Below are 20,739 nucleotides of genomic sequence, written 5' to 3' on the forward strand. Positions count from 1 at the left end.
ATGAAAAATCTATTTTTAATATTTGTATTATTTGCATCTGTATCGATACTACAAAGCCAAGATTATATAATCAAAAAGCATGTTTTCGGCTCAAGTGCCCAAACGGCATCAAATTCTGAACATGTTTTCAAAAGCACTGTTGGGCAATCAACTGCCGGATATGCTGAAAATGAAGACATCAAGCTATTTTCGGGCTTCTGGAAAGAGACACTCTCAACCATAAATTTGCATTCTGTGAATCTAATAGCAGGCTGGAACATAATTTCCACCTACCTCACTCCGATTAATGCATCAATTGAGATGATATTTTCGCAAATTGTGGACGATATTGTAATAGTCAAAAATAATATCGGTCAAATCTATTATCCGGAATTTGGCATCAATGATATTGGCAATTGGAGCATTTACGAAGGGTACCAAGTATATACAAGCCAATCTATAACACTTGAGATTTTGGGGGCAGTTATTTCCCCTCAAGATACGCCAATTGATTTAGGCATCGGGTGGAGTATTGTGCCCTACTTACGTTCCGGACAGATGAATATCGAAGATGCTATGGTTACTTTGACCGATGACGAAGCTCTTGTCATTGCCAAGAATAATCTCGGGCAGATATATTACCCGGCTTTCGGTATCAACGACATCGGGAATATGCTCGCGGGGCAAGGCTATCAGATTTATTTGATTAAAACTGGAACTCTGACATACCCGTAAAATTGAGCAAAGTCAGTTTGTGCATTTAACTAAGCTTTTACTTTTTGCGGAAAAGCTTAGTTATTGTTGTGCTGATTTCATCATAATCTTTCAGGGGAACTGAAACTGAAGTTGAAATGAAAGTATCTTCCGTCGAATCTATAAAAACAGATTGCTTCGGATAAATGACTATGAAACTATTCTTGCTTGATAGCTCGTTGAGGTATTCAGGTATTTTGTTCATTTGGCTATTGTACGAAATTCCGTTTTTACGGCTGAATACGATAATCAGATTATCATCAAACTTTAAGTCTCCTGTAATGATAGGGAAATTCCTCCAATCATTCATCGTAATGAATTCTGAAGATATTGGATGCAGCTTATTGATATTGCGAATGTAATTTAAGGTGACATCATGAGCATAGAATACTAATTTGGAGCCTGTATTCCGAGCGATGTTCCAAATTTTGATTAGCCAAAATGGAAAACCAATTTCCTTTTCGGCATTTCTGGGAATTACAATCAGATGGCGTTTAATAGTGTTCAGTGGTTGAACGGCATTATAAATTAAAGTTGTAGTATTGCAAGATTTTAGTATTTCTTCGGTTAGTTCTCCTAAAAAAGAATGTGTCAATCCCGTTTGTTTGTGTAATCCTATAATCAAATCGGTGATTTTCTTTTCTTTAACGACGTTTGTGATTCCGTTTACGATATCGAGGTCATATCTCAGAATCTGCTTGAAGACGCTATCAGTCGAAGAAGCACATATAGCTGCTTTTTCTAAAATTTTCTTAGCTCTCCTCTCCGCAAACTCATCAGATAAAGAATTTGCAATCACATTCAAGCCATACAATGGTGTTAAACTTTTCTTTGATTTTATTGTTACGCTAAGATTGATTAACTCGTTTGCATTTTCAATATTATTCATAGGAATCAAAATGCTTTCATCTAAACTATTCAATTTTGTGTCGCTTTCTGTCAATTCTTGTAATGCTAAATTCTGTGCACCCTTTTGAGTATATAGCGAAGCAATAGTCGAAGTTACTAATATCATCAAAATCGTGCCATTAAGTACGCTATCATTCAAAAGTCTGATTGGCGCTCCGGAAGTATCGTAGCCTAAAATTATATTATAACCAACCAATACTGCCGCAAGAACTGCTGAAGCTTTAGAATTACTTAGTCCAAAAATCAATCGTCGTTCATCAAGACTATATTTGAATGATTTTTGTGCAAGCCATGCAGCTAAAAACTTGCCTGTTGTAGCAATTACCGTCATAGTTACAGCAACAAAAATCGTATCAAAATCTTTGATAAAGGCTCTGAAATCCACCAACATCCCAACTCCGATTAAAAAGAAGGGGATAAAGAGAGCATTGCCGGCGAATTCAATCCTATTCATCAATGCTGAGGTTTGAGGAATCAAACGATTAAGTGCCAATCCGGCTAAAAACGCACCAATTATTGCTTCAACTCCTGCTACTTCAGCTAAGAACGCTGCTAAAAACACTAAACCAAGCACAAAAATGTATTGGGATATATTATCAGTATAGTTCTTGAAAAACCATCTTCCAAGTATTGGAAATCCAATCATTACAATCAAAGCAAAAATCGAAATGGACACTGCGAGTTGAATCCAAAAGTTCTCATCTAAAGTACCGGTAGTCATATTAACAATTACGGCAAGCACCAATAGGGCTAAGGTGTCTGTAATTATCGTTCCGCCAATTGTGATTGTAACAGCCCGATTTTTAATAACTCCAAATTGCCCAAGAATGGGATAAGTCAATATAGTGTGCGAGGCGAACATACTCGCTAAGAGGACAGATGTAGGTAAAGAAAAATTTAAAATATAAAAACCTGTCACAGTACCCAAAACCATTGGTATCAAAAAAGTATAGAGACCGAATATTATACTTTTGTTACTGTTTCGCTTGAAATCGCCCAAGTCAATTTCCAAACAAGCAAGAAACATGATATAAAGTAATCCTACCGTCCCAAACAAAGTTATACTACTATCACGCAGCATTAGATTTAGTCCGTTAGGACCAATAAGAGCACCGGCGATAATAAGACCGATTAGGTGTGGAATTTTCAGCTTGTTGAAAAGTATGGGCGCGAAGAGTATGATGAACAATATCAACGCAAATATCAAAACCGGATTACTCAACGGCAAGCTTAATTCTAAAAGCTTTTGGGGCATATTATATAATGTTTATTACTGTTGTCAAAATTAGCCCCTATATAGTTGAATTTTATTTCAATATTTGTATATTAATTTTTTCATAATTTCATTTGACAAAGTTAATGATAAAAGTTTTAATTTGCAAATTGATTGCTCGGAGAATTTTTTTAATTTAATTTTGACATAAATTTTTCTTTAAAAATCCAAAAATATGTTTATTTTTACATTATGGGATATAATGATAATAATACTGCTGTTGTGCTTTTGAGCGGAGGAATGGATTCCGCAGTTTGTGCGGCTTTAACTGTTTACGAAGGTTATCAACCTGCTGTTCTTCATTTGAATTACGGGCAGCGAACTCAAAAGCGAGAACTCAAAGCTTTTCACGAAGTCGCTGACCATTATGAAATTAACAAACGCTTGATTGTAGATGTTTCGTACTTGTCGCAAATTGGCGGCTCGAGCTTGACAGATACATCAATCGAAATCGAAAAAGCCAAATTTGATAAAGACCATATTCCCAATACATATGTGCCGTTCCGCAATGGGAATATTATAGCAATTGCCGTTAGTTGGGCAGAAGTAATCGGCGCCCGAGCGATTATAATTGGTGCAATGGAGCAAGATTCCAGTGGCTATCCCGATTGCCGTTCGACTTTCTTCGATGCGATAAATTTGGCAATAAAATTGGGCACCAAACCCGAAACTGAAATCCGCGTGCTCACCCCGATTATTGACATGACAAAATCCGAAATTATCAAACGTGGCACTGAATTGGGCGTACCTTTCGAGAAAACTTGGAGTTGCTACAAAAATTCTGATTTGGCTTGTGGTGTATGCGAATCTTGTGCTTTACGTCTGAAAGGATTTGCCGGAGCCGGTTATCGCGACCCTATCAAATACGAACCGAAGAGCTAATTAAAAAGCGTACCGAATCCCGAATCCACCACCGATTCCAATATAGCTTGTTCCGCTTGGATTTCGGTCTATGAACTTAGTATCATCTGACACTTCTGAGGTCTGATAATGCAATCCAAGTTCAATATTCAAAACAAGTCTATCCATAACTTTGTGCTCTAATCCACCGATCAGTCCAAAATTATAAATTCGGTTCATATCCTTATTGATAACTTTTGTAATAAGGTCATTTTCGCGAATGAATTTGAAAGTCCTATCTTCAATATACCAAAAAGATACAGTCGGTGCCACGTAGTATCTGGTGTTTTCGGTTTTGTGCAAGTTAAACTGATATTGAATTCCCAAACTTGCGTAAAAATCCAAGTCATCAGGCGGAGCGTCTGATTGATAATAAGTAAAGAATGTGAATGCCCAAGCATTGTGTGGGGAAGTTTCGACTTGGTAATTCAAGCCAATCCCGGAAATTGTTGAGAGCGCGATGCCGAATTGGTGCTTAGGGTATGAGCGCTTTTGACTCATCGAATCATAAGTTGAAAAAAACATCAATATAATTATGGCAATCAAAAACTTTCTAAGCATCGAATTCACTACGTTAAAAACTATTGTCACGAAAATAGATACTAAATATTGATATTACTTGTCTTGTAATTCATTTATCCTTAACTCTTTTTATTGCAATTTTGCTTATTTTCGAGTTGAAAATAATTTAAATTTGCGAATTGAGGTTTGAATGAATAAAACGTTGATACTAATTGCAATAATTCTTATGATTTCATGTGCCGAACTGTTGAGCCAAACAGGCGGAGTGAAAGGTGTACTCAGGTCTGCCGAAGACGATAGCCCGATTATCGGCGCTTCCGTTATGGTGCAAGGCACTACAATGGGCACTCGAACCAATACTTTGGGCGAATACACTTTAGAGGGAATTCCTCAAGGCAATCACCAAATTCTTTTCAGGTCAATCGGCTATAAAGAGACGATAATTGAAGTGGTTGTAAAAGCTCAATCTATGGCTTTAGTTAATGTGAGACTCGAACCCGCTGAAATCATGAGCGAAACTGTACAGGTAATAGCGTCCAGAGCTGAATTCCGCGAAACTCCTGTTGCATTCTCGAATGTTTCTAAGCAAGATTTGGAGCTAAATCCGGGAACAATGGAAATACCGCTAATTTTGAGCGAAACACCAAGTCTTTATTCATCGGAAGGTGGCGGCGGTTTCGGCGATTCACGTATGAATTTGCGCGGATTCAAGCAAAACAACGTGGCTGTTATGGTGAATGGGGTGCCCGTAAATGATATGGAAAACGGTTGGGTATATTGGAGCAATTGGAACGCACTCCGTGATGCGAGTGCTTCTATTCAGGTCCAACGCGGACTTGGTGCAAGCCGTATAGCTAATCCCTCTGTTGGCGGTACTGTCAATATCATTTCAGATGCCGCTGACAACAGACGCGGTGTCAAATTGAAGCAAGAATACGGTAGCTCAGAATTTCTTAAATCTACGATTGTTGCAAATTCCGGTAAAATGAATGATTTCGCAGTTACCTTTATGGGCTCGCGTACTACCGGAAACGGAGTTATAGACAAAACCTGGATTGATGATTGGTCATATTATCTTGCTTTGAGTTACGATGTGAACAAAAATCATAAATTGGACTTCTATTTAGTCGGAACACCCCAACAACACGGGCAACGTTCCTTCAAGCAAGGAATGGCAGTGTTCGACAAAGATTTCGCACTGAAAAACGGCATGAATGAAGAGTTTGTAATCATCGAAAATGAACGCGGAATCACTTATAATGAAAATTGGGGAAGGATTGCAAATCCGGGCAAAGAATATTATAACGGCGAAATTCATGATGCAAGATTCGAAGATATGCTAATGACACGTCAAAACTATTATCATAAACCGCAGATGAATCTCAATTGGCTTTGGACACCGAATGAATCTTTCAGCTTAACAAATGTGTTCTATGTTTCATTAGGCTCCGGTGGTGGTGTCGGCAATCAAAGAGTCGGAGGTACGAGTTTCCCGCTTGATTCAAATCGCCAAACGGATTTGCAGGGAGTTTATGAATTTAATTCCGGCAATAGCCGTATTGACCCGAATTACGACCCAACACGCAAGAAATCAAATTACATTCTGACAAATAGCGTAAACGAACACTTTTGGATAGGTTACCTCGGGACTGCAGATTTTACAATCTCGGAAAACAGCAAATTCCAGGGAGGCATTGACTTCAGATACTACGAAGGCTATCACTGGCGCGAAATTAGGAATTTATTAGGCGGTGATTATTACATTGATATGGCTGATTCGACAGTTGATTACAGAGCCAATCCTCAAGCTGCTGTCAAAGGTCTGGGCGATAAGATTGGCTATCACAACGATGGAATCATTCGCCAAGCCGGCACATTTTTGCAATATGAATATAAAAAACGAAATCTGACTACATATGCTAACGTAACAACTTCGCTGAATAGCCAAAAAAGATTAGATTATTTCCGCCGCCCGGATATGCCCGGCTCTAACGAAAGTGATTGGCAGAACTTTTTGGGATTTACAGTGAAAACAGGTGCAAATTACAATCTGAGCAAGATTTTCAATGTTTACGGCAATGTTGGCTATTACAGTTTACCTCCACATTTAAATAATATTTTCAGGCTCGACAATACTGTTTATAATTCTGTCGGAAATGAAGAAGTGATGGGATTTGAATTAGGTGTCGGTACTTGGACACGAGAATTAAAAACGAATTTGAATCTCTACTATACAATTTGGAATAATCAGACTTTACGGTATAGACGATTTGACGAAAACGATAATGAATTCAATTTCACTCTTCCGGGACTTGATGCTTTGCATATGGGAGCCGAATTTGATATGGAATGGAGACCGATTAGAGATTTGAGATTGCGTGGCATGGTTTCGATTGGGAATTGGACTTGGACAAGCGATATTATTGGGGAATATTCTCCTGAGCAATCACCAAATACTATATTTCCCGTTGAAGCATATTTGGACGGGATTAAAGTTGGTGACGCTGCACAAACTTCGTTTTCTTTTTCAGCGACTTATTATCCAATTCGTCGGAGTTCGATTAGTTTGAGCTATCGCCACTTTTCAAACTATTTTGCTGATTTCGACCCCGAATTCAGAACTGCTGCACAAAAGGGCATTCAACCTTGGGAGCTTCCTTCTTATGGCATATTTAACTTGTTTACGCGATTCACGATTCCAATGCGAGCTATTGTTGGTGTCACTTTGATGGCAAACGTGCTGAACATGCTGGACACAAAATACATTGCCGATGCAGATGACGCCAGAATCAATTCCGGTGGCGACCCCGCAGATAGAGCAAGAGTGTATTTCGGACGCCCGCGAACATTTGTTATAGGTGTCGAGCTCGAATTCAGATAGTCCTGTTTTTATCGTTTCCGGCTCAAACTTATCGGCATAAGCCCTGAGCTATAACTGAGCATTTGCCAAATATAAGCAAAGGCATCTGTCATGTCGTCGTGATTTGAGTTAGGGAATGCGGTCAATTCATGCTCGAAATCGCTCAACCATGCCGCATTTGCTTTGAAGAATACTTTGCCCGATTCGACAAGTGCCGACATCGGTATAGCGCGGCTGAATTTGTCCCTGTCAGGTCTCAATTCCTTTACGGGCAAACCCATTTCTCTTGCATTTTGAATCAATGCCGTTTGATATTGCACAGATTCAATCCCAATCAATGTCAGATTGTGGGATTGGTAAATATTTTTGATTAAATCAATATGCTTGTTGGGTGCGATTCGCTCTGCAATAACGTCCACAATAAAAATGTCTCGCTCGGGCGAAACAGCAAATATGATTACAGCCGTAAAATCCGAACGCTCGTTAGTACTTATTGCTAAATCTATTGTTGCATATTTCGTGCAACTCGTCTTGATGACCCTTTCTAATGTGTTGTTTTTGATGAAGAAATTAGCGTCATCGGTGAAGTAATTGAATTTTGTGCGTTTGAATATTCCATCGCCCATCGGAGTTGGGTTTTGCATATAAAGCGACGAAAACCAATAAGCTCCAATTGATTCTTTGATTTTCAGCAATTGCTCTTTCGAGAATCGCTCTTCCCAAAGTGCATCGCTAATTTCCCTACCGATAGAATCCTTTTCTTGAGCAATTGCCGGAAGTGAAATCAATTTCCATTCATCAGGATTATTCATCAGCAATCGTCCTGTCAAATCGTCCTCGTGCCATCGTGTCATCACAAGTATGATGCACCCGCCGGGTTCAATCCTTGTGAAAACCGTAGAACGAAACCAATCCCATAGCAAATCTCGTTGGTGTTTGCTGTTGGCTTCCGCATCATTTTTAATCGGGTCGTCAATAATTAGCAAATCGGCGCCGCGTCCGGTGAGAGCACCACCGGCACCAACGCAAATCATTCCTCCGTGAGTGTCTTTCAATCTGAAAATATTTGCTGCAAACGATGATTTATCGGTTGATATGCCGAATCTTTCGCCAAAATTCTCAACCAAATCCCTCACTTTTCTGCCCCAGCTTGTGGCAAATTGAGATTCATAGGTAGTGAGAATAACCGTTTTGTCGGGATGATTTACCAAAAACCAAAAGGGCAAATATTTGGAGATTAATTCCGATTTGCCATGTCTCGGAGGCATATTCACAATCATTTTGCCATTTCCCGCGGCAATCATCTTCGTTAATTCTGCATCCAAGAATTGAATATGCTTTGGCAAAGCGAAATTAGGTTCAAGATTGTATGCCAACCATGCCGGACTCAGCTTCGGGTCGAATATTCTTTTGTAATCTATCATTAAAAGCACAAAAATCGGACGGAAATAGCCCAAATACAAATCATTGATTTGAAATTCATTACTAATAATTGTACTTCTCGATTCAGAATAATTTAGAATTTTGCTGTAAAATACGTACTTTTAAATTTGGATATTTCATTACTTGAATTTTTATATATTCGTCATAGAATTTGATTCTAAGAGCTAATAATGCAAGATAATAAAGACAGTAAGATACAAGAACTCGAGGCAATTGTAGATAATTTTGCGGATTCATTGGCGGAAAGCTTGTTTCACGCTACCCAGATATTGTCCAAAATTGTCGAAACGACAGAAAGATACTACGACGGCAGCCACTCTCGATTTGTCGCCGATAGGTCTGCTCTTGTAGCTACGGAATTGGGGATGAATGAAGCCGATGTAACGACTATTAAGATTGCGGCACAACTACATGACATTGGCAAAGTTGGAATGCCGGACACTTTGTTGTTCAAATATCAAAACGAAATGAGCGACAAGGAATTAAACCAATACAGACAACATCCGGAACTCGGTTATAATATTTTGAAACTTCACCCGAATTTTAGTGAGATTGCCCAGATTATACTTCAGCATCACGAAAAGATAGATGGAAGCGGGTTCCCAAGATTTCTGACACGTGATTCAATTCACATTGGCGCCAAAATAATTGGAGTGGTTAGTTATTATCACAACCAACTTCATTTACGGCAAAGAGCCAAAGGGGAGAATTTTCAAGGTTCAGTCCAATACAGTAGCACTTCGGCATTTTTGACTTCTACTCGAGAAAGATATAACTCCGCGATGAATTACCTAAACCGTAAAGCCGGAGTATTGTATGATAAGAAAATTGTTTCAATTTTTACCGGAATAATCGAAGCAGAACGTCGTGAAATGGGGCTTAGGTCTATCATGAGATTGCCTATTAACGCAATCGAGCCGGGCATGGTTTTTGCCGAAGATTATTTCACTTCTTTTGGCATGCTGATTGCTGCCAAGGGTGAAAGTACAACGAAGGAATCAATCAGAGCGCTTAGCAAATTTTTTGATTCAGGGGAATTGCCACATAGAATGTTAGTAATGAAATAGATAAAGTAGAAATACCATGAGAATTGGAAATTTGACTGATGAACAAATGCACGAAATTGATTTTTCGGGGTTAACTGTGCTTATCGTTGATGATGATGAGACTTTTAGGAAATTCCTCGAAAAAGTAATAAGCAAGTTCTTGAAAGCGGAAGTAGTCCATGCCTCAAATCCTAAAGATGCCTTCGAAATTATGGAGAAGAGCGTACCGGATTTGATGATTTTGGATTTGCAGATGCCTGTCATGGACGGCATGACTGCACTTCATTATATCCGAACTAATGATTCGACTTCAGATTTGCCCGTCATTATTTGCACAGCGCTGGGCTTTGAATCATTGATTGTCAGACTGTCGCATCAAAAAATTGCATCATTCATTGTCAAACCCGTCACTTTCGAAATCATTCTCGAAAAGATTTATAATGTTTTAGTTAATTTAAAATCAAAAGTTAGAAATGATGATTGATGCTGCTAAAATTAATTCAATTGCCAATATTCCAAATATTATTCTTGTTTTTGGCGATGAAGAAATGCTGATTGAGGAATTCCGCAATAAATTACTTAATATATTAGTTGATGACGAAAATAAGAAATTTAATACTGATATTTTAGATGCTTCAAATACCGAATTGATGAAAATTATTGAAATCGCCAGAGCTTACCCTATGATGAGCGATTACCGAGTTATTGTTGTCAAAAATTTCGAAAAATTATTTTCCGGCAGAGCATCAAAAAAAATCGAAGAAAATTCCCCAATAAATAAATTAATTGACAATCCGCCACCTACGACTTATCTAATAATGGAAGCCAAAATTGATTCGGCAAGCGGAATTTCCAAAGGCTCAAAAAATGGTGTGCTTTCAGCTGCCGGGCAAAAGAAATTAGCTTCCGTCAAATTCCCATTTAAAAGATTTATTAACGAAGCGGCTTGGATTGAATTTCCGCGAATTTACGAAAGTGCATATCCGAGATGGATTATCGAAAGAGTGAAATTTCGCGGAAAAATTATTAACGAGAAGGGCGCTGAATTGATTGCAGCTCGTGCTAAACGTAATTTACGCGATATTAATTCGGAAATTGAGAAATTAATGATTTATGCCAACGATAAAAGTAATATCTCACTCGAAGACGTCTTATTTGTAACGGGTTACAATCATGACTATAATGTGTTTGAATTGCAAAATCAAATTGGCAGAAAAAATATTGGGAAATCAATCGAAATATTGACCAGATTGCTCGCCGATGACCGTCAAGAAATGCTGATTTTGAGCATCTTGACAAGATTCTTTGTGATAATGTTCAAATATAGCGAACTAAAAACAAAGGGCATGAACGAGTACAGTTTGGCAAGCGCATTAGGCGTATATCCCGGGCAATTGGGCGATTATTCCGTTGCCGCAGAAAAATACTCGCTGAATGAAATTACAAATGCACTAAAAGTGCTGTGCGATACTGACGAAATGCTCAAATCCGGTAAGGGCGAGAGCATCACAACAATGATTATGATGATTGATTCGATTATTAATGCAAATAACAAAACTGAAGCAGGTGTGCGATGAAAAAAACTGAAATCTTAGTGCTCGGTTCGGGATTAGCGGGATGTATTGCGGCTTTGGCAGCGGCTGATTACGGTCGCGAAGTGACAATTGTGACCAAAGAAGACGATTTGTTGAGCGGAAATACGCCTTGGGCTCAAGGTGGAATTATCTACAAAGGTGTTCGCGACACTCCCAAAAAGCTAAAAGCCGACATCATGGCTGCGGGCGACGGGCATTGTTGGGAAACTGCAGTCAATCAATTATGCGAGTTGGGTCCAAAATTAATCGAAAAATATCTATTCGACCGCTTGAATGTAGATTTCGACCGCGATAAAGAAGGCAAAGTCCATCTAACTGCCGAAGGAGCGCATTCGGAGCCACGTATTATTCATTCAAAAGATAGTACCGGACAATCGATTCACGAAGCTGTCATTCGCGAAGTTAAAAAAAATCCGCATATTAAAATACTGACAAATCAGACAGTTGTTGATTTGCTGACTTTGTCGCATCATTCGACAAATACATTGGATATTTACAAAAAGCCTGCTTGTTTTGGGGCTTACGTTATTGATAACACTTCTTCAAAACTATATCCGATATATGCCAATGAGACTATTCTTGCTCTCGGCGGTGTTGGTCAAATTTATCTCCATTCAACAAATCCGGCAGAAACAACCGGCGATGGCATTGGAGTGGCATGGCGAGCAGGTGCTCGGTGCTTTAATTTGCAATTTATTCAGTTCCACCCGACGACATTTTACAATCAACGAGATAGATTCCTAATCTCCGAAGCTGTTCGTGGTGAAGGTGGCATATTGATTGACAAATCCGGCAAAGAATTCATGAAAGATTTTCACGAATCGGGCTCATTGGCGCCGCGTGATATCGTTGCCCGTGCCATTCATCAAACTATGCTCGAAACGCATCATCCATGCGTTTACTTGGATATTAGCTCCAAAGATTCGACTTGGGTGAAGGACAGATTTCCGTCAATTTACAAGCATTGCCTCACAGGCGGTGTGGATATGACAAGCGAGCCTATTCCTGTCGTTCCGGCAGCACACTACCTTTGTGGTGGTGTTGGAGTTAGCCTCAAAGGCAAAACCTCTCTCCAAAGGCTTTATGCAGTGGGCGAAGTGTCTTGCACCGGCGTTCATGGCGCTAACAGGCTTGCTTCTACGTCATTGCTCGAATGCGTCGTTTGGGGGCATATTGCGGGTTCGCAAGCGGCTCTGAATAGCGAGGATAATGATTATTTCCCCGATATTTACGATTGGAAGGAAGAAACTGAATTCATTGACCCTGCTTTGATTTCGCAAGATTGGCTGACGATTAAAAATACTATGTGGAATTATGTCGGATTGGTTCGCACAAGGCAAAGATTGCTCCGTGCCACAACAATATTGCGACATTTGCAAACCGAAATTGAGCAATTTTACCAAAAAGCGAGAATGACCAAAAAAATCATCGAATTGCGTAATGGTGTCCAAACTGCAATTGCCGTAACATCAGCCACTTTGGAAACCAGAGTTAGCAAAGGCACGCATTATATCACCGATTAAAATATTTTTTGCTCTCGACACTCAATATTCTTTATGATTGAAATTCATAACATATCGAAAAGCTTCGGACCAAAAGTTGTCCTTCAGGGAGTCAATTTGACTATTCCCGAGGGCGATTCTATTTGCATTATCGGCAAATCAGGCTCAGGCAAAAGCGTATTGCTCAAGCATATCGTCGGTTTGCTCTCGTCGGACGAAGGCTACGTCAAGGTGGATGGCGAGCGTATGGACCAGCTCACAAAATGGCAGCTTTTCATTCTTCGCCGCACAATGGGATTCGTATTCCAAGGAGCGGCATTATTTGACTCGCTGACTGTTTTCGAAAATGTGATTCTGGGGCTTTACGAACATGGCGAGCGCGATATCGAAACCCTCGAAAATGAGGCTAAGCGAGTGCTATCGGCAGTGCAGCTATTGCCCGAAATAAACAGTATCGGCGATTATGAATTTTCGCGAGAGTGGAATATATTGAAAAATATCAAGCCGTCCGATTTATCGGGTGGTATGAAAAAGCGCGTCGGTGTGGCTCGTGCACTTGTTGGCAATCCCAAATATATTTTCTACGACGAGCCGACCACCGGGCTTGACCCCGTGACTTCCGAGCAGATTGACTTGCTGATAGCAGATTTGACCAACAAATTGAATGTGACTTCAGTTGTCATCACTCACGATATGTTTTCGGTGTTCAAAATTGCGAAATCGGTGGCAATGCTCCACGATGGAAAAGTAAGATTTTCAGGTACGGCAGAAGAATTACAAAAATCGGAAGACCCCGTAGTAATCGAATTTATCAGTAGGTTTATGTAAAATGGCAAATATAGAAGCAGTTAGAGAGCGTAAGCAAAGGCTCATCACGTCCAATCGTAAAGCAAGGTTCGAGTACGAAGTGGTCAGTACGCTCGAATGTGGAATCGTATTGACCGGCACGGAAGTGAAATCATTGCGTACCGGACGATGCAGTTTGCAGGATTCGTACGCAGCTATCGAAGTAAACGAATTGATTATTTACAACATGCACATCAACGAATATGACCACGGCAATCGCCAAAATCACATACCCAAGCGTGACCGTAAGTTGCTTGTTCATGAGCGAGAATTGAATAAATTGCGTAATGCCGTCAACGAGAAAAGCATGACTCTTGTGCCGCTTTCGATTTACTTTTCCGGGCATCTTGTCAAAGTGGAGCTTGCATTAGTGCGGGCAAAACGCAAATATGACAAACGCGAAACCACCAAAAAACGCGAAACAGAACGCGAAATCAGGCGCAGTTTTAAGAGATGAGAAGGCTCTAAGCAAGATAGAGAGAGAAAGAACAAGAATTTTAGGACAAAATAGAAAAAAAGTAAAATATTTTCAATTTATATTTGGAAATAAGAAATTTTTTATATATTAGCAATGTACAATCATTCAAAATGGAAATTTGATGTTGAAAATTTGTAAAATAGGGATTTCTACAGAGCTACAGAGCTACAGAGCTACAGAGCTACAGAGCTACAGAGCTACAGAGCTACAGAGCTACAGAGCTACAGAGGAGCGACGAGATGCTAAAATCTTATTGTATCCTATTGCACAGAACTTTTCCACATTCAAATACACTTGAAACACACAAGAATCATAGTCTCAGTTTAATAACCAAACTCTCGCAAAGTTCATTGACATACTATAAATCGTATTCGCTCATAAACAAGCGAGGTCGGATATGATTGTCAGCTAAGCACCTGAAGCACGGGGAGCTTTTGGGGGTGACTTATACCCACCGCGGGAAATTTTATATTTATTGGTTTTTAAAAAATTTTATTAATAATTATGGAAATTAATCTATGAAAAAGAAAAATAATTATATGCTAATAGTAACAATGTTAGCTTTTGCTTCGATTTTGTTTTTTGTGCCAAAAAACTCAAATTCGCAAACAAATTGTGCATGGGAATGTGATCAAGGTCAATGGATACCTGCAGAACCTGGTTTGGCCATGTATTATGTTTCAGGTTATACATTAATAGGGCATGAAGATTGTATAGGTTGTGAAATCCGCGTTTATTATAGATATCGGCAAGAAATATGCTCAGATGGCACAACACAAATTCAATACGCAATTAAAAAAATAACATTAACCGACTGTGTAGGTTGTTATATGGTTGATGGGCTTATTGATTTAGCAGTTTCTAGTTTTGTAAGACAAATGATTTCAACACATGGCCATCCTGGGATTAATGAGCTTGTAACTTTTAGTATGGGTACTTGTTGGAAAGGAGAATGGCATTTGATACACCCATCTATGCCCCCTGAATATATTTGGGAGCCTTGTGCGGAGGATTGTTGCAAATACGAATATTTACTTATTTCTGAAGGAGGAATTTGGCCACCAACTATAATTCAAACCGTTCATGTTCCTTATACTGATTGTTCTTTTACTAATGACCCTGATTGTAGATTGGCTTGTAAAATGCAAGGTTGGTTAGAAAAGAAAGGTATCGAAGATAACTCTATTGATATGGGGCGCAGTCATGTTTTTCCTAATCCATCTGAAGGTTCTCCAACCATTTCATTTACCAATAGTGAAACGGGAATATTCGATATCCAAATTATAAATTCACAAGGCAAATTAGTAAGAAAGTTTCAATTTCAAAAAAATTCAGAGCAAATTGAATTTGCCATTGATTTAGAAGGATTAGCAAATGGACGATATGGATACATAATAACACACAACGGAAATATTAATTCAGAAGGTAGCATCAATTTGAATAAATAATTTTTAAATAACAATAAGGGGCGACTTTTATGTAGCTCCTTAATTAAAGGACTTGATATGAAACTCATTTATTTATGTATATTTGGTATTGCTGTACAAATATTGTTCCTTAAAATGAAAGCTAAAGCTGATGATTACAACTATATTCACAACCCGGTATTGCATTCAAATTTGTTGCCCGACTCAACCGATGCACCGTACGCAACGCGGGAAATAATCAGAATAAATGAAACTTCTCTTATCGCAGCATTAACCACTTCAATGCCATTTGATTATTATTATAATATTTTCTTACGTAGCGATAATAATGGTCAATCGTGGTATGAAATTAATAAATGGTCGAACGATTATCATGCAGGAATAAATACAATTATCTGGGGTATGGATTATAATAATAATGGAGTAATATTAGTAGCGCACACACACCACGAAGCTAAAGGTACTCCAATCGGAAGAATCTATAAAATGAATTTGCAAGATTATTCACTTGATACCCTATATACGGGATATTCAATGTATAACCCAAAAGTTAAATTTTTAACAGATTCGCTTGTTTATATTGTTTCACATTATGGAGCTATTTACTCAGAAGACTGTGGCAATACTTGGAATGAAGTTAAGGTTGTGGACCAAAATAACAAGCAACTTACAAATTTCTATGCATTTCAAATTATTGACAAAAACCATTTATATTTTACAATAAATGTAATTGAAAATGAAGAAAGGAAAGACTATTTTATTCGTACTACTGATGGGGGTGTATCATGGGAAACGACCGAAATGCCGGTTAGAATTGATGTCGTTGAATTTATTGACACAAAAATTGGTTGGATAGGAGCCAGAAAATCTAGAAGTCCAATTGGTGGTGACATTGCAGATTTTTCATTTCATCTTTATAAGACAGAGGATGGAGGCGATACCTGGATAAATAAAGTTGACTCCTCTTTTTATTTCGCCACAACAAATTTCAGACTCCCAAATGGTTTTGGATATATTAAATTTTATAATGAGAATGTTGGAATATTTTCATCTTTTACTCCAAAATATATGCCAAGCAGCTATACATTGGACGGTGGTAAGACTTGGAAAAGATATTCACTTTCGCATACAATCACTGGATTCTTTTATTTAAATGAATTGGAAATTTTGTTATTGCCTTTTATTAACGTAGATTTATATAATTTAAAGATAGACCCGACTTCTGTCGAGTATGATAATTCAAATTTCGAACATTTGATGATTTTCCCAAATCCTGCTACAGACTATATTACGATCCAAACTTCGGAAGTTTCCGATGTTAAAATCATCAATACTCTTGGTGAATGTGTAATGACCGTAGAGACACTGGATGCCGTGCCTCTACAAAGAATTAATGTGTCGCATCTGCCTCTTGGCATGTATTTCATTAAAATAGGAAAACAAATTCAGAAATTTATAAAGTTGTAGATATAGTTACCTCTGGTGTAACTCAAGACGAGACAAAATAAAATTGCAGATATTTTAATCAAGAGTAAAACCTGACGGACAAAATAAATTAAAGATAAATAGGAGAAATCAAATGAAAATATTTTTATTAACAATTATGGCAATGCTGTTATCAATACAATGCTTGGAAGCAGATAATGATACTTATATTCATAAACCTATCGCTTATTCCAAACTTCTGCCGGACTCTGTCAATGCCGATTACGAAGTGAGAGATATAATCAGAATTGACGAATCAACACTTCTCGCAGCTATAAGCACCCAAGCAGGGGTTCCGTATTATTTTAATATTTTCATCCAAAGTAATGACAATGGTCAATCATGGTTCGAAGTTATTAAATGGTCGGACGCCTGGTCTGCAGGAGAGAACCGAAGAATTAACAGCATGGATTATAACCAAAATGGTGTAATAATAGTCGCCAATAATTCGAGTGGGATGGGGCCCAATATTGGCTGTATATACAAAATTAACTTCAACGATTATACATTGGATACGATATGTACAGGGTATCAAATAAACTCACCGGAAGTTAAGTTCATTACTGATTCATTAGTTTATATTTTTTACAACCATGGATTGATAAAGTCAAACGATTGTGGCAATACTTGGGAGCAGGTCTTGATTAAGGACAATAATGGAGTTGTGCATCCTATGAGGGAATTCCAAATTATTGACAAAGACCATTTATATTTCTCTAGCGATATGGGACAAAAGCAATCTAATTTCATACGGACGACTGATGGCGGTCATACATGGAATACGAGCGAACTTCCGGCGAGAGTTAGTGCCATGAATTTTATTGATTCCGAGTATGGTTGGATTGCAGGTTGGAAGGCTAACAGCGAGCTCGGCGGCACAATTGCGGACTATTCGTATCATATATTCAAAACTGAAGATGGTGGACAAAGCTGGGAGAGTATTTTAGATTCAAATTATTATTATGATACCCCCAATTTCAAACTTCACGATTTTCGATGGATTAAATTTATTAATGAAAATGTGGGTATTTATTATTTAAATCAGAATTCACTTTTTCCTGATAGTTACACATTAGATGGCGGAAAAACTTGGAAATTATGGGAATCGTTCACACAATTAACAGGTATTTTCTTTTTGAATGAATTTGAAATTTTACTTACACCCAGATACGACTTAAATGTTTATAATCTAAAAATAGACCCGACTTCCGTCGAGACTGATTATTCAAATTTAGACAATTTGATGATTCACCCCAACCCGGCAACGGAATATATTGAAATCCAAACTTCGGAAGTTTCGGAGATTAGCATTTTGAATTTGCTTGGAGAAATTGTGTCATCAATCAATTTGGAATCACAAAGCAATAGAATTGATGTTTCATCTTTAGCACACGGAATGTATTTTATCAAAATCGGAAACAAAGTACAGAAATTTATAAAGTTATAGTTTATCCTCCCGTCAGGTGTAACACCTGACGGGACTATTCTTTGTTGTCTCTCCATTCGACAGGCTCAGGGAACGAAAATATAAAAATTCTTTTACATATTTTTCCAATCAAAGTACAACTTTATCGTATAATATTTATATTAGTATGTATAAATATGTAGAAGTTAAATACTTTTTGAGGTGAATTATGATTAAGAGAATTCTTTTACCTTTAGATGGCTCTGAATATAGCAAGAAGGCGCTCGAACTTGCGATATGGCTCGCTAAGTACCACGATGCAGAATTGACCGGCATGGTAATCTTAGATGTGCCCGGCATAAAATACTCCTTTGGTTCAATTCCGCTGGGTGCCACTTACTACACCAAATTGCTAAGCGATTCGCGTTTGATAACTGCAAAAGAACGGATTAACGGGCTAATCCATAATTTTAATGCCAAATGTGAAAAGCACTCCGTTCGTTACGCTGACTACAAAATCGAAGGCGTCCCGAGCGATGCCATTCTCGACGCATCTAAATATTACGATGTGATGATAGTCGGCAAACGGACTTTCTTTGAGTTTGATAGCGAGGAAACCGATGGTCAATCATTCGAGAAGCTCTTGGATTACTCAATTACACCCGTGATTGCAGTCCCTAAGGAGCTAAATTTAGAAAAACATACGAATGAAGCACGTAAGTATCTTATAATGTTCGATGCAAGTCTCCCGTCATGCCGTGCCTTGCAAAGGTTTGCTCAAATGGCTGTTACGGGCAATATCGAAGTCAAACTTTTTATGTCGCATGATGACGAAGACTACCGGAATCATGAGCTAAGTCAGGCAAAAGATTTGCTCAATGCTCATGGATTTGATAGGGTTACTGCCGAAGGTTCGGACATTGACATCAAAAAGCTGTTCACACCGGAAGAAATGAAAGAATATGACGGCGTAGTGCTGGGTTCTAATTCAAAAAGCACTCTTGCCACATTTTTCACCGGCAGCTTCACTCGCTACGTTATCGAAAACAGCAAGAGAGTCGTATTTATCGGGCAGTAAATAGATATTTTGCGAATAGAAAAGTAGCTGTTACCTCACCCCGACCCTCTCCGAATGTGAGGGCGGAAGACAAACAAAAATACCCAGAAAGCCTTTCCCCCTCTTGCAAGAGGGGGATTTTGTTTTTATGAATTTTTGATTGAGTGAAAAAATAAAATGATTCGGCACTAAATTATTTTTTTGTCGATGTACTTTGAATTGATGATTCGCAAAGTACCCATGTAATCCATCTTGAATTGCAGAAAATCGCCAACTTTGTACTTATTTTCATTATCACCAAGGTCAATCACCAACATATCCGAGCTTGCACCTACGAAGCTCATATCGGGGTCAATCGGAGTAATGTGGCGCTCATCAACGTCGAGCAAACCAATATCAATTATTGCTCGGTAGGACTTTTGCCCCACCAAATCTTGGTTGAATTCAAAGCTGTGCCCGTCAACATTTGTCCCGAAATCACCCATTGGCACAACAGGTTTTTCGATTAATTCGATAATTTCGGCATAAAGTCTGAAAACGTCGTTGTTCATTTTATTCAGTGGCTTGTCGTTATAGACATCTGTCCCGAGAAATAAGGTTTCGCCTACGCGAAAATGATTGATACCTTTGGGTAGTAATTTCTGAAAAATCAACGGTATTGTAACTGATGAGCCGCCCGAGACAAATGGCAATGCACGGTTGAATTTTGCTTCAATCAATTGCTTGTACAAACTGAGCTGAATCAGCTTGTCCGGATTTGGCAGCACTCCGTACAAACACGATAAATTGGTGCCGATTCCGACAACTTCGATGTTTTTGAGCTTGAATACATTTGAATAGAAGTTTACAAAATCATCGCCCATGACGCCTTCACGTAGCTCGCCAAGTTCAATCATTATGATGATTTTATGTGTTTTCTGCTGTTTTTGGGCTTCTTCGGATAGCAAGCGTATTGTTTCAATCTGAGTGTTCATGCTGATATCGGCATATTTGACAACGCTGTTTACTACGTTGCTTGCAGGGGGCTTTATGTAAACCGTTTCAATCTCGGGATTGATAGATTTGACCATTCTCAGATTTGAAATTCGCGAATCGCAAACTTGTTTGATATTCAGCTTCAGCAGGACTGCAAGATAATCTTTGATACCGCATAGCATCTTAGTCACAACAGACCATTGTATGCCGTTTTTGTTGAATAATTTTTCGAGATAATCGAAATTATGTTTCAACTTTTTTGAATCTAAAGTAACATAAGCCAT

The 20,739-nt window shown here is 38.5% G+C and carries 18 protein-coding genes; 14 read left to right on the plus strand and 4 right to left on the minus strand.

Going from position 1 to position 20,739, the window contains the following annotated elements:
* Entirely contained in the window at positions 1 to 714 is a 714-nt protein-coding gene (locus tag M9949_12120) for a hypothetical protein (protein MCO5252146.1), read from the plus strand.
* 37 nt (positions 715 to 751) lie between these two features.
* On the opposite strand, the gene M9949_12125 is transcribed toward M9949_12120, so the two are convergent.
* Positions 752 to 2,896 (minus strand): cation:proton antiporter, encoded by a 2,145-nt coding sequence (locus tag M9949_12125; GenBank protein ID MCO5252147.1) that lies wholly within the window; start codon positions 2,894 to 2,896, stop codon positions 752 to 754.
* Between the two features lie 210 nt (positions 2,897 to 3,106).
* Between M9949_12125 and queC the strand changes: the two genes are divergently transcribed.
* Positions 3,107 to 3,796, plus strand: coding sequence for a 7-cyano-7-deazaguanine synthase QueC (gene queC, locus M9949_12130; GenBank protein ID MCO5252148.1), 690 nt, complete (start codon positions 3,107 to 3,109; stop codon positions 3,794 to 3,796).
* On the opposite strand, the gene M9949_12135 is transcribed toward queC, so the two are convergent.
* Entirely contained in the window at positions 3,797 to 4,375 is a 579-nt protein-coding gene (locus M9949_12135; GenBank protein ID MCO5252149.1) for a hypothetical protein, read from the minus strand.
* A gap of 151 nt (positions 4,376 to 4,526) precedes the next feature.
* On the opposite strand from M9949_12135, the gene M9949_12140 reads away from it, so the two are divergent.
* Positions 4,527 to 7,217, plus strand: coding sequence for a TonB-dependent receptor (locus tag M9949_12140; protein MCO5252150.1), 2,691 nt, complete (start codon positions 4,527 to 4,529; stop codon positions 7,215 to 7,217).
* A gap of 8 nt (positions 7,218 to 7,225) precedes the next feature.
* Here M9949_12140 and terL read toward each other — a convergent pair whose 3' ends face one another.
* The gene (gene terL / locus M9949_12145; GenBank protein MCO5252151.1) at positions 7,226 to 8,620 is read right to left on the minus strand and encodes a phage terminase large subunit; all 1,395 of its coding nucleotides are present in this window, start codon (positions 8,618 to 8,620) and stop codon (positions 7,226 to 7,228) included.
* Between the two features lie 189 nt (positions 8,621 to 8,809).
* Between terL and M9949_12150 the strand changes: the two genes are divergently transcribed.
* The 11 genes from M9949_12150 to M9949_12200 all read left to right on the plus strand — a co-directional run bounded on the left by M9949_12150 (position 8,810) and on the right by M9949_12200 (position 19,501).
* Entirely contained in the window at positions 8,810 to 9,706 is an 897-nt protein-coding gene (locus M9949_12150) for an HD domain-containing protein (GenBank protein MCO5252152.1), read from the plus strand.
* Positions 9,707 to 9,722: 16 nt separating this feature from the next.
* Complete coding sequence (locus M9949_12155; protein ID MCO5252153.1) at positions 9,723 to 10,169, plus strand: response regulator; 447 nt, start codon at positions 9,723 to 9,725, stop codon at positions 10,167 to 10,169.
* Positions 10,159 to 11,262 carry a DNA polymerase III subunit delta gene (gene holA / locus M9949_12160; GenBank protein ID MCO5252154.1) on the plus strand — a complete coding sequence of 368 codons (1,104 nt, stop codon included), beginning with the start codon at positions 10,159 to 10,161 and terminating at the stop codon, positions 11,260 to 11,262. The genes M9949_12155 and holA overlap by 11 nt, the downstream gene beginning before the upstream one ends.
* Positions 11,259 to 12,803, plus strand: coding sequence for an L-aspartate oxidase (gene nadB, locus M9949_12165; GenBank protein ID MCO5252155.1), 1,545 nt, complete (start codon positions 11,259 to 11,261; stop codon positions 12,801 to 12,803). The genes holA and nadB overlap by 4 nt, the downstream gene beginning before the upstream one ends.
* 33 nt (positions 12,804 to 12,836) lie before the next feature.
* A complete protein-coding gene (locus M9949_12170; GenBank protein MCO5252156.1) occupies positions 12,837 to 13,610 on the plus strand; it encodes an ATP-binding cassette domain-containing protein in 774 nt (257 codons plus the stop codon).
* 1 nt (position 13,611) lies between these two features.
* Positions 13,612 to 14,085 carry an SsrA-binding protein SmpB gene (smpB, locus tag M9949_12175; GenBank protein MCO5252157.1) on the plus strand — a complete coding sequence of 158 codons (474 nt, stop codon included), beginning with the start codon at positions 13,612 to 13,614 and terminating at the stop codon, positions 14,083 to 14,085.
* 142 nt (positions 14,086 to 14,227) lie between these two features.
* A complete protein-coding gene (locus M9949_12180; GenBank protein MCO5252158.1) occupies positions 14,228 to 14,404 on the plus strand; it encodes a hypothetical protein in 177 nt (58 codons plus the stop codon).
* Between the two features lie 220 nt (positions 14,405 to 14,624).
* Complete coding sequence (locus tag M9949_12185; GenBank protein MCO5252159.1) at positions 14,625 to 15,554, plus strand: T9SS type A sorting domain-containing protein; 930 nt, start codon at positions 14,625 to 14,627, stop codon at positions 15,552 to 15,554.
* Positions 15,555 to 15,611: 57 nt separating this feature from the next.
* A complete protein-coding gene (locus tag M9949_12190) occupies positions 15,612 to 17,000 on the plus strand; it encodes a T9SS type A sorting domain-containing protein (GenBank protein ID MCO5252160.1) in 1,389 nt (462 codons plus the stop codon).
* A 112-nt stretch (positions 17,001 to 17,112) separates the two neighbouring features.
* Positions 17,113 to 18,465, plus strand: coding sequence for a T9SS type A sorting domain-containing protein (locus tag M9949_12195; GenBank protein MCO5252161.1), 1,353 nt, complete (start codon positions 17,113 to 17,115; stop codon positions 18,463 to 18,465).
* A 187-nt stretch (positions 18,466 to 18,652) separates the two neighbouring features.
* Positions 18,653 to 19,501 (plus strand): universal stress protein, encoded by an 849-nt coding sequence (locus M9949_12200; protein ID MCO5252162.1) that lies wholly within the window; start codon positions 18,653 to 18,655, stop codon positions 19,499 to 19,501.
* A gap of 167 nt (positions 19,502 to 19,668) precedes the next feature.
* On the opposite strand, the gene M9949_12205 is transcribed toward M9949_12200, so the two are convergent.
* Positions 19,669 to 20,739 carry an alanine/ornithine racemase family PLP-dependent enzyme gene (locus M9949_12205; GenBank protein ID MCO5252163.1) on the minus strand — a complete coding sequence of 357 codons (1,071 nt, stop codon included), beginning with the start codon at positions 20,737 to 20,739 and terminating at the stop codon, positions 19,669 to 19,671.

Origin of the sequence: Candidatus Kapaibacterium sp., assembly GCA_023957315.1 — a bacterium.
Taxonomy (GTDB): Bacteria; Bacteroidota; Ignavibacteria; order Kapaibacteriales; family UBA2268; genus PGYU01.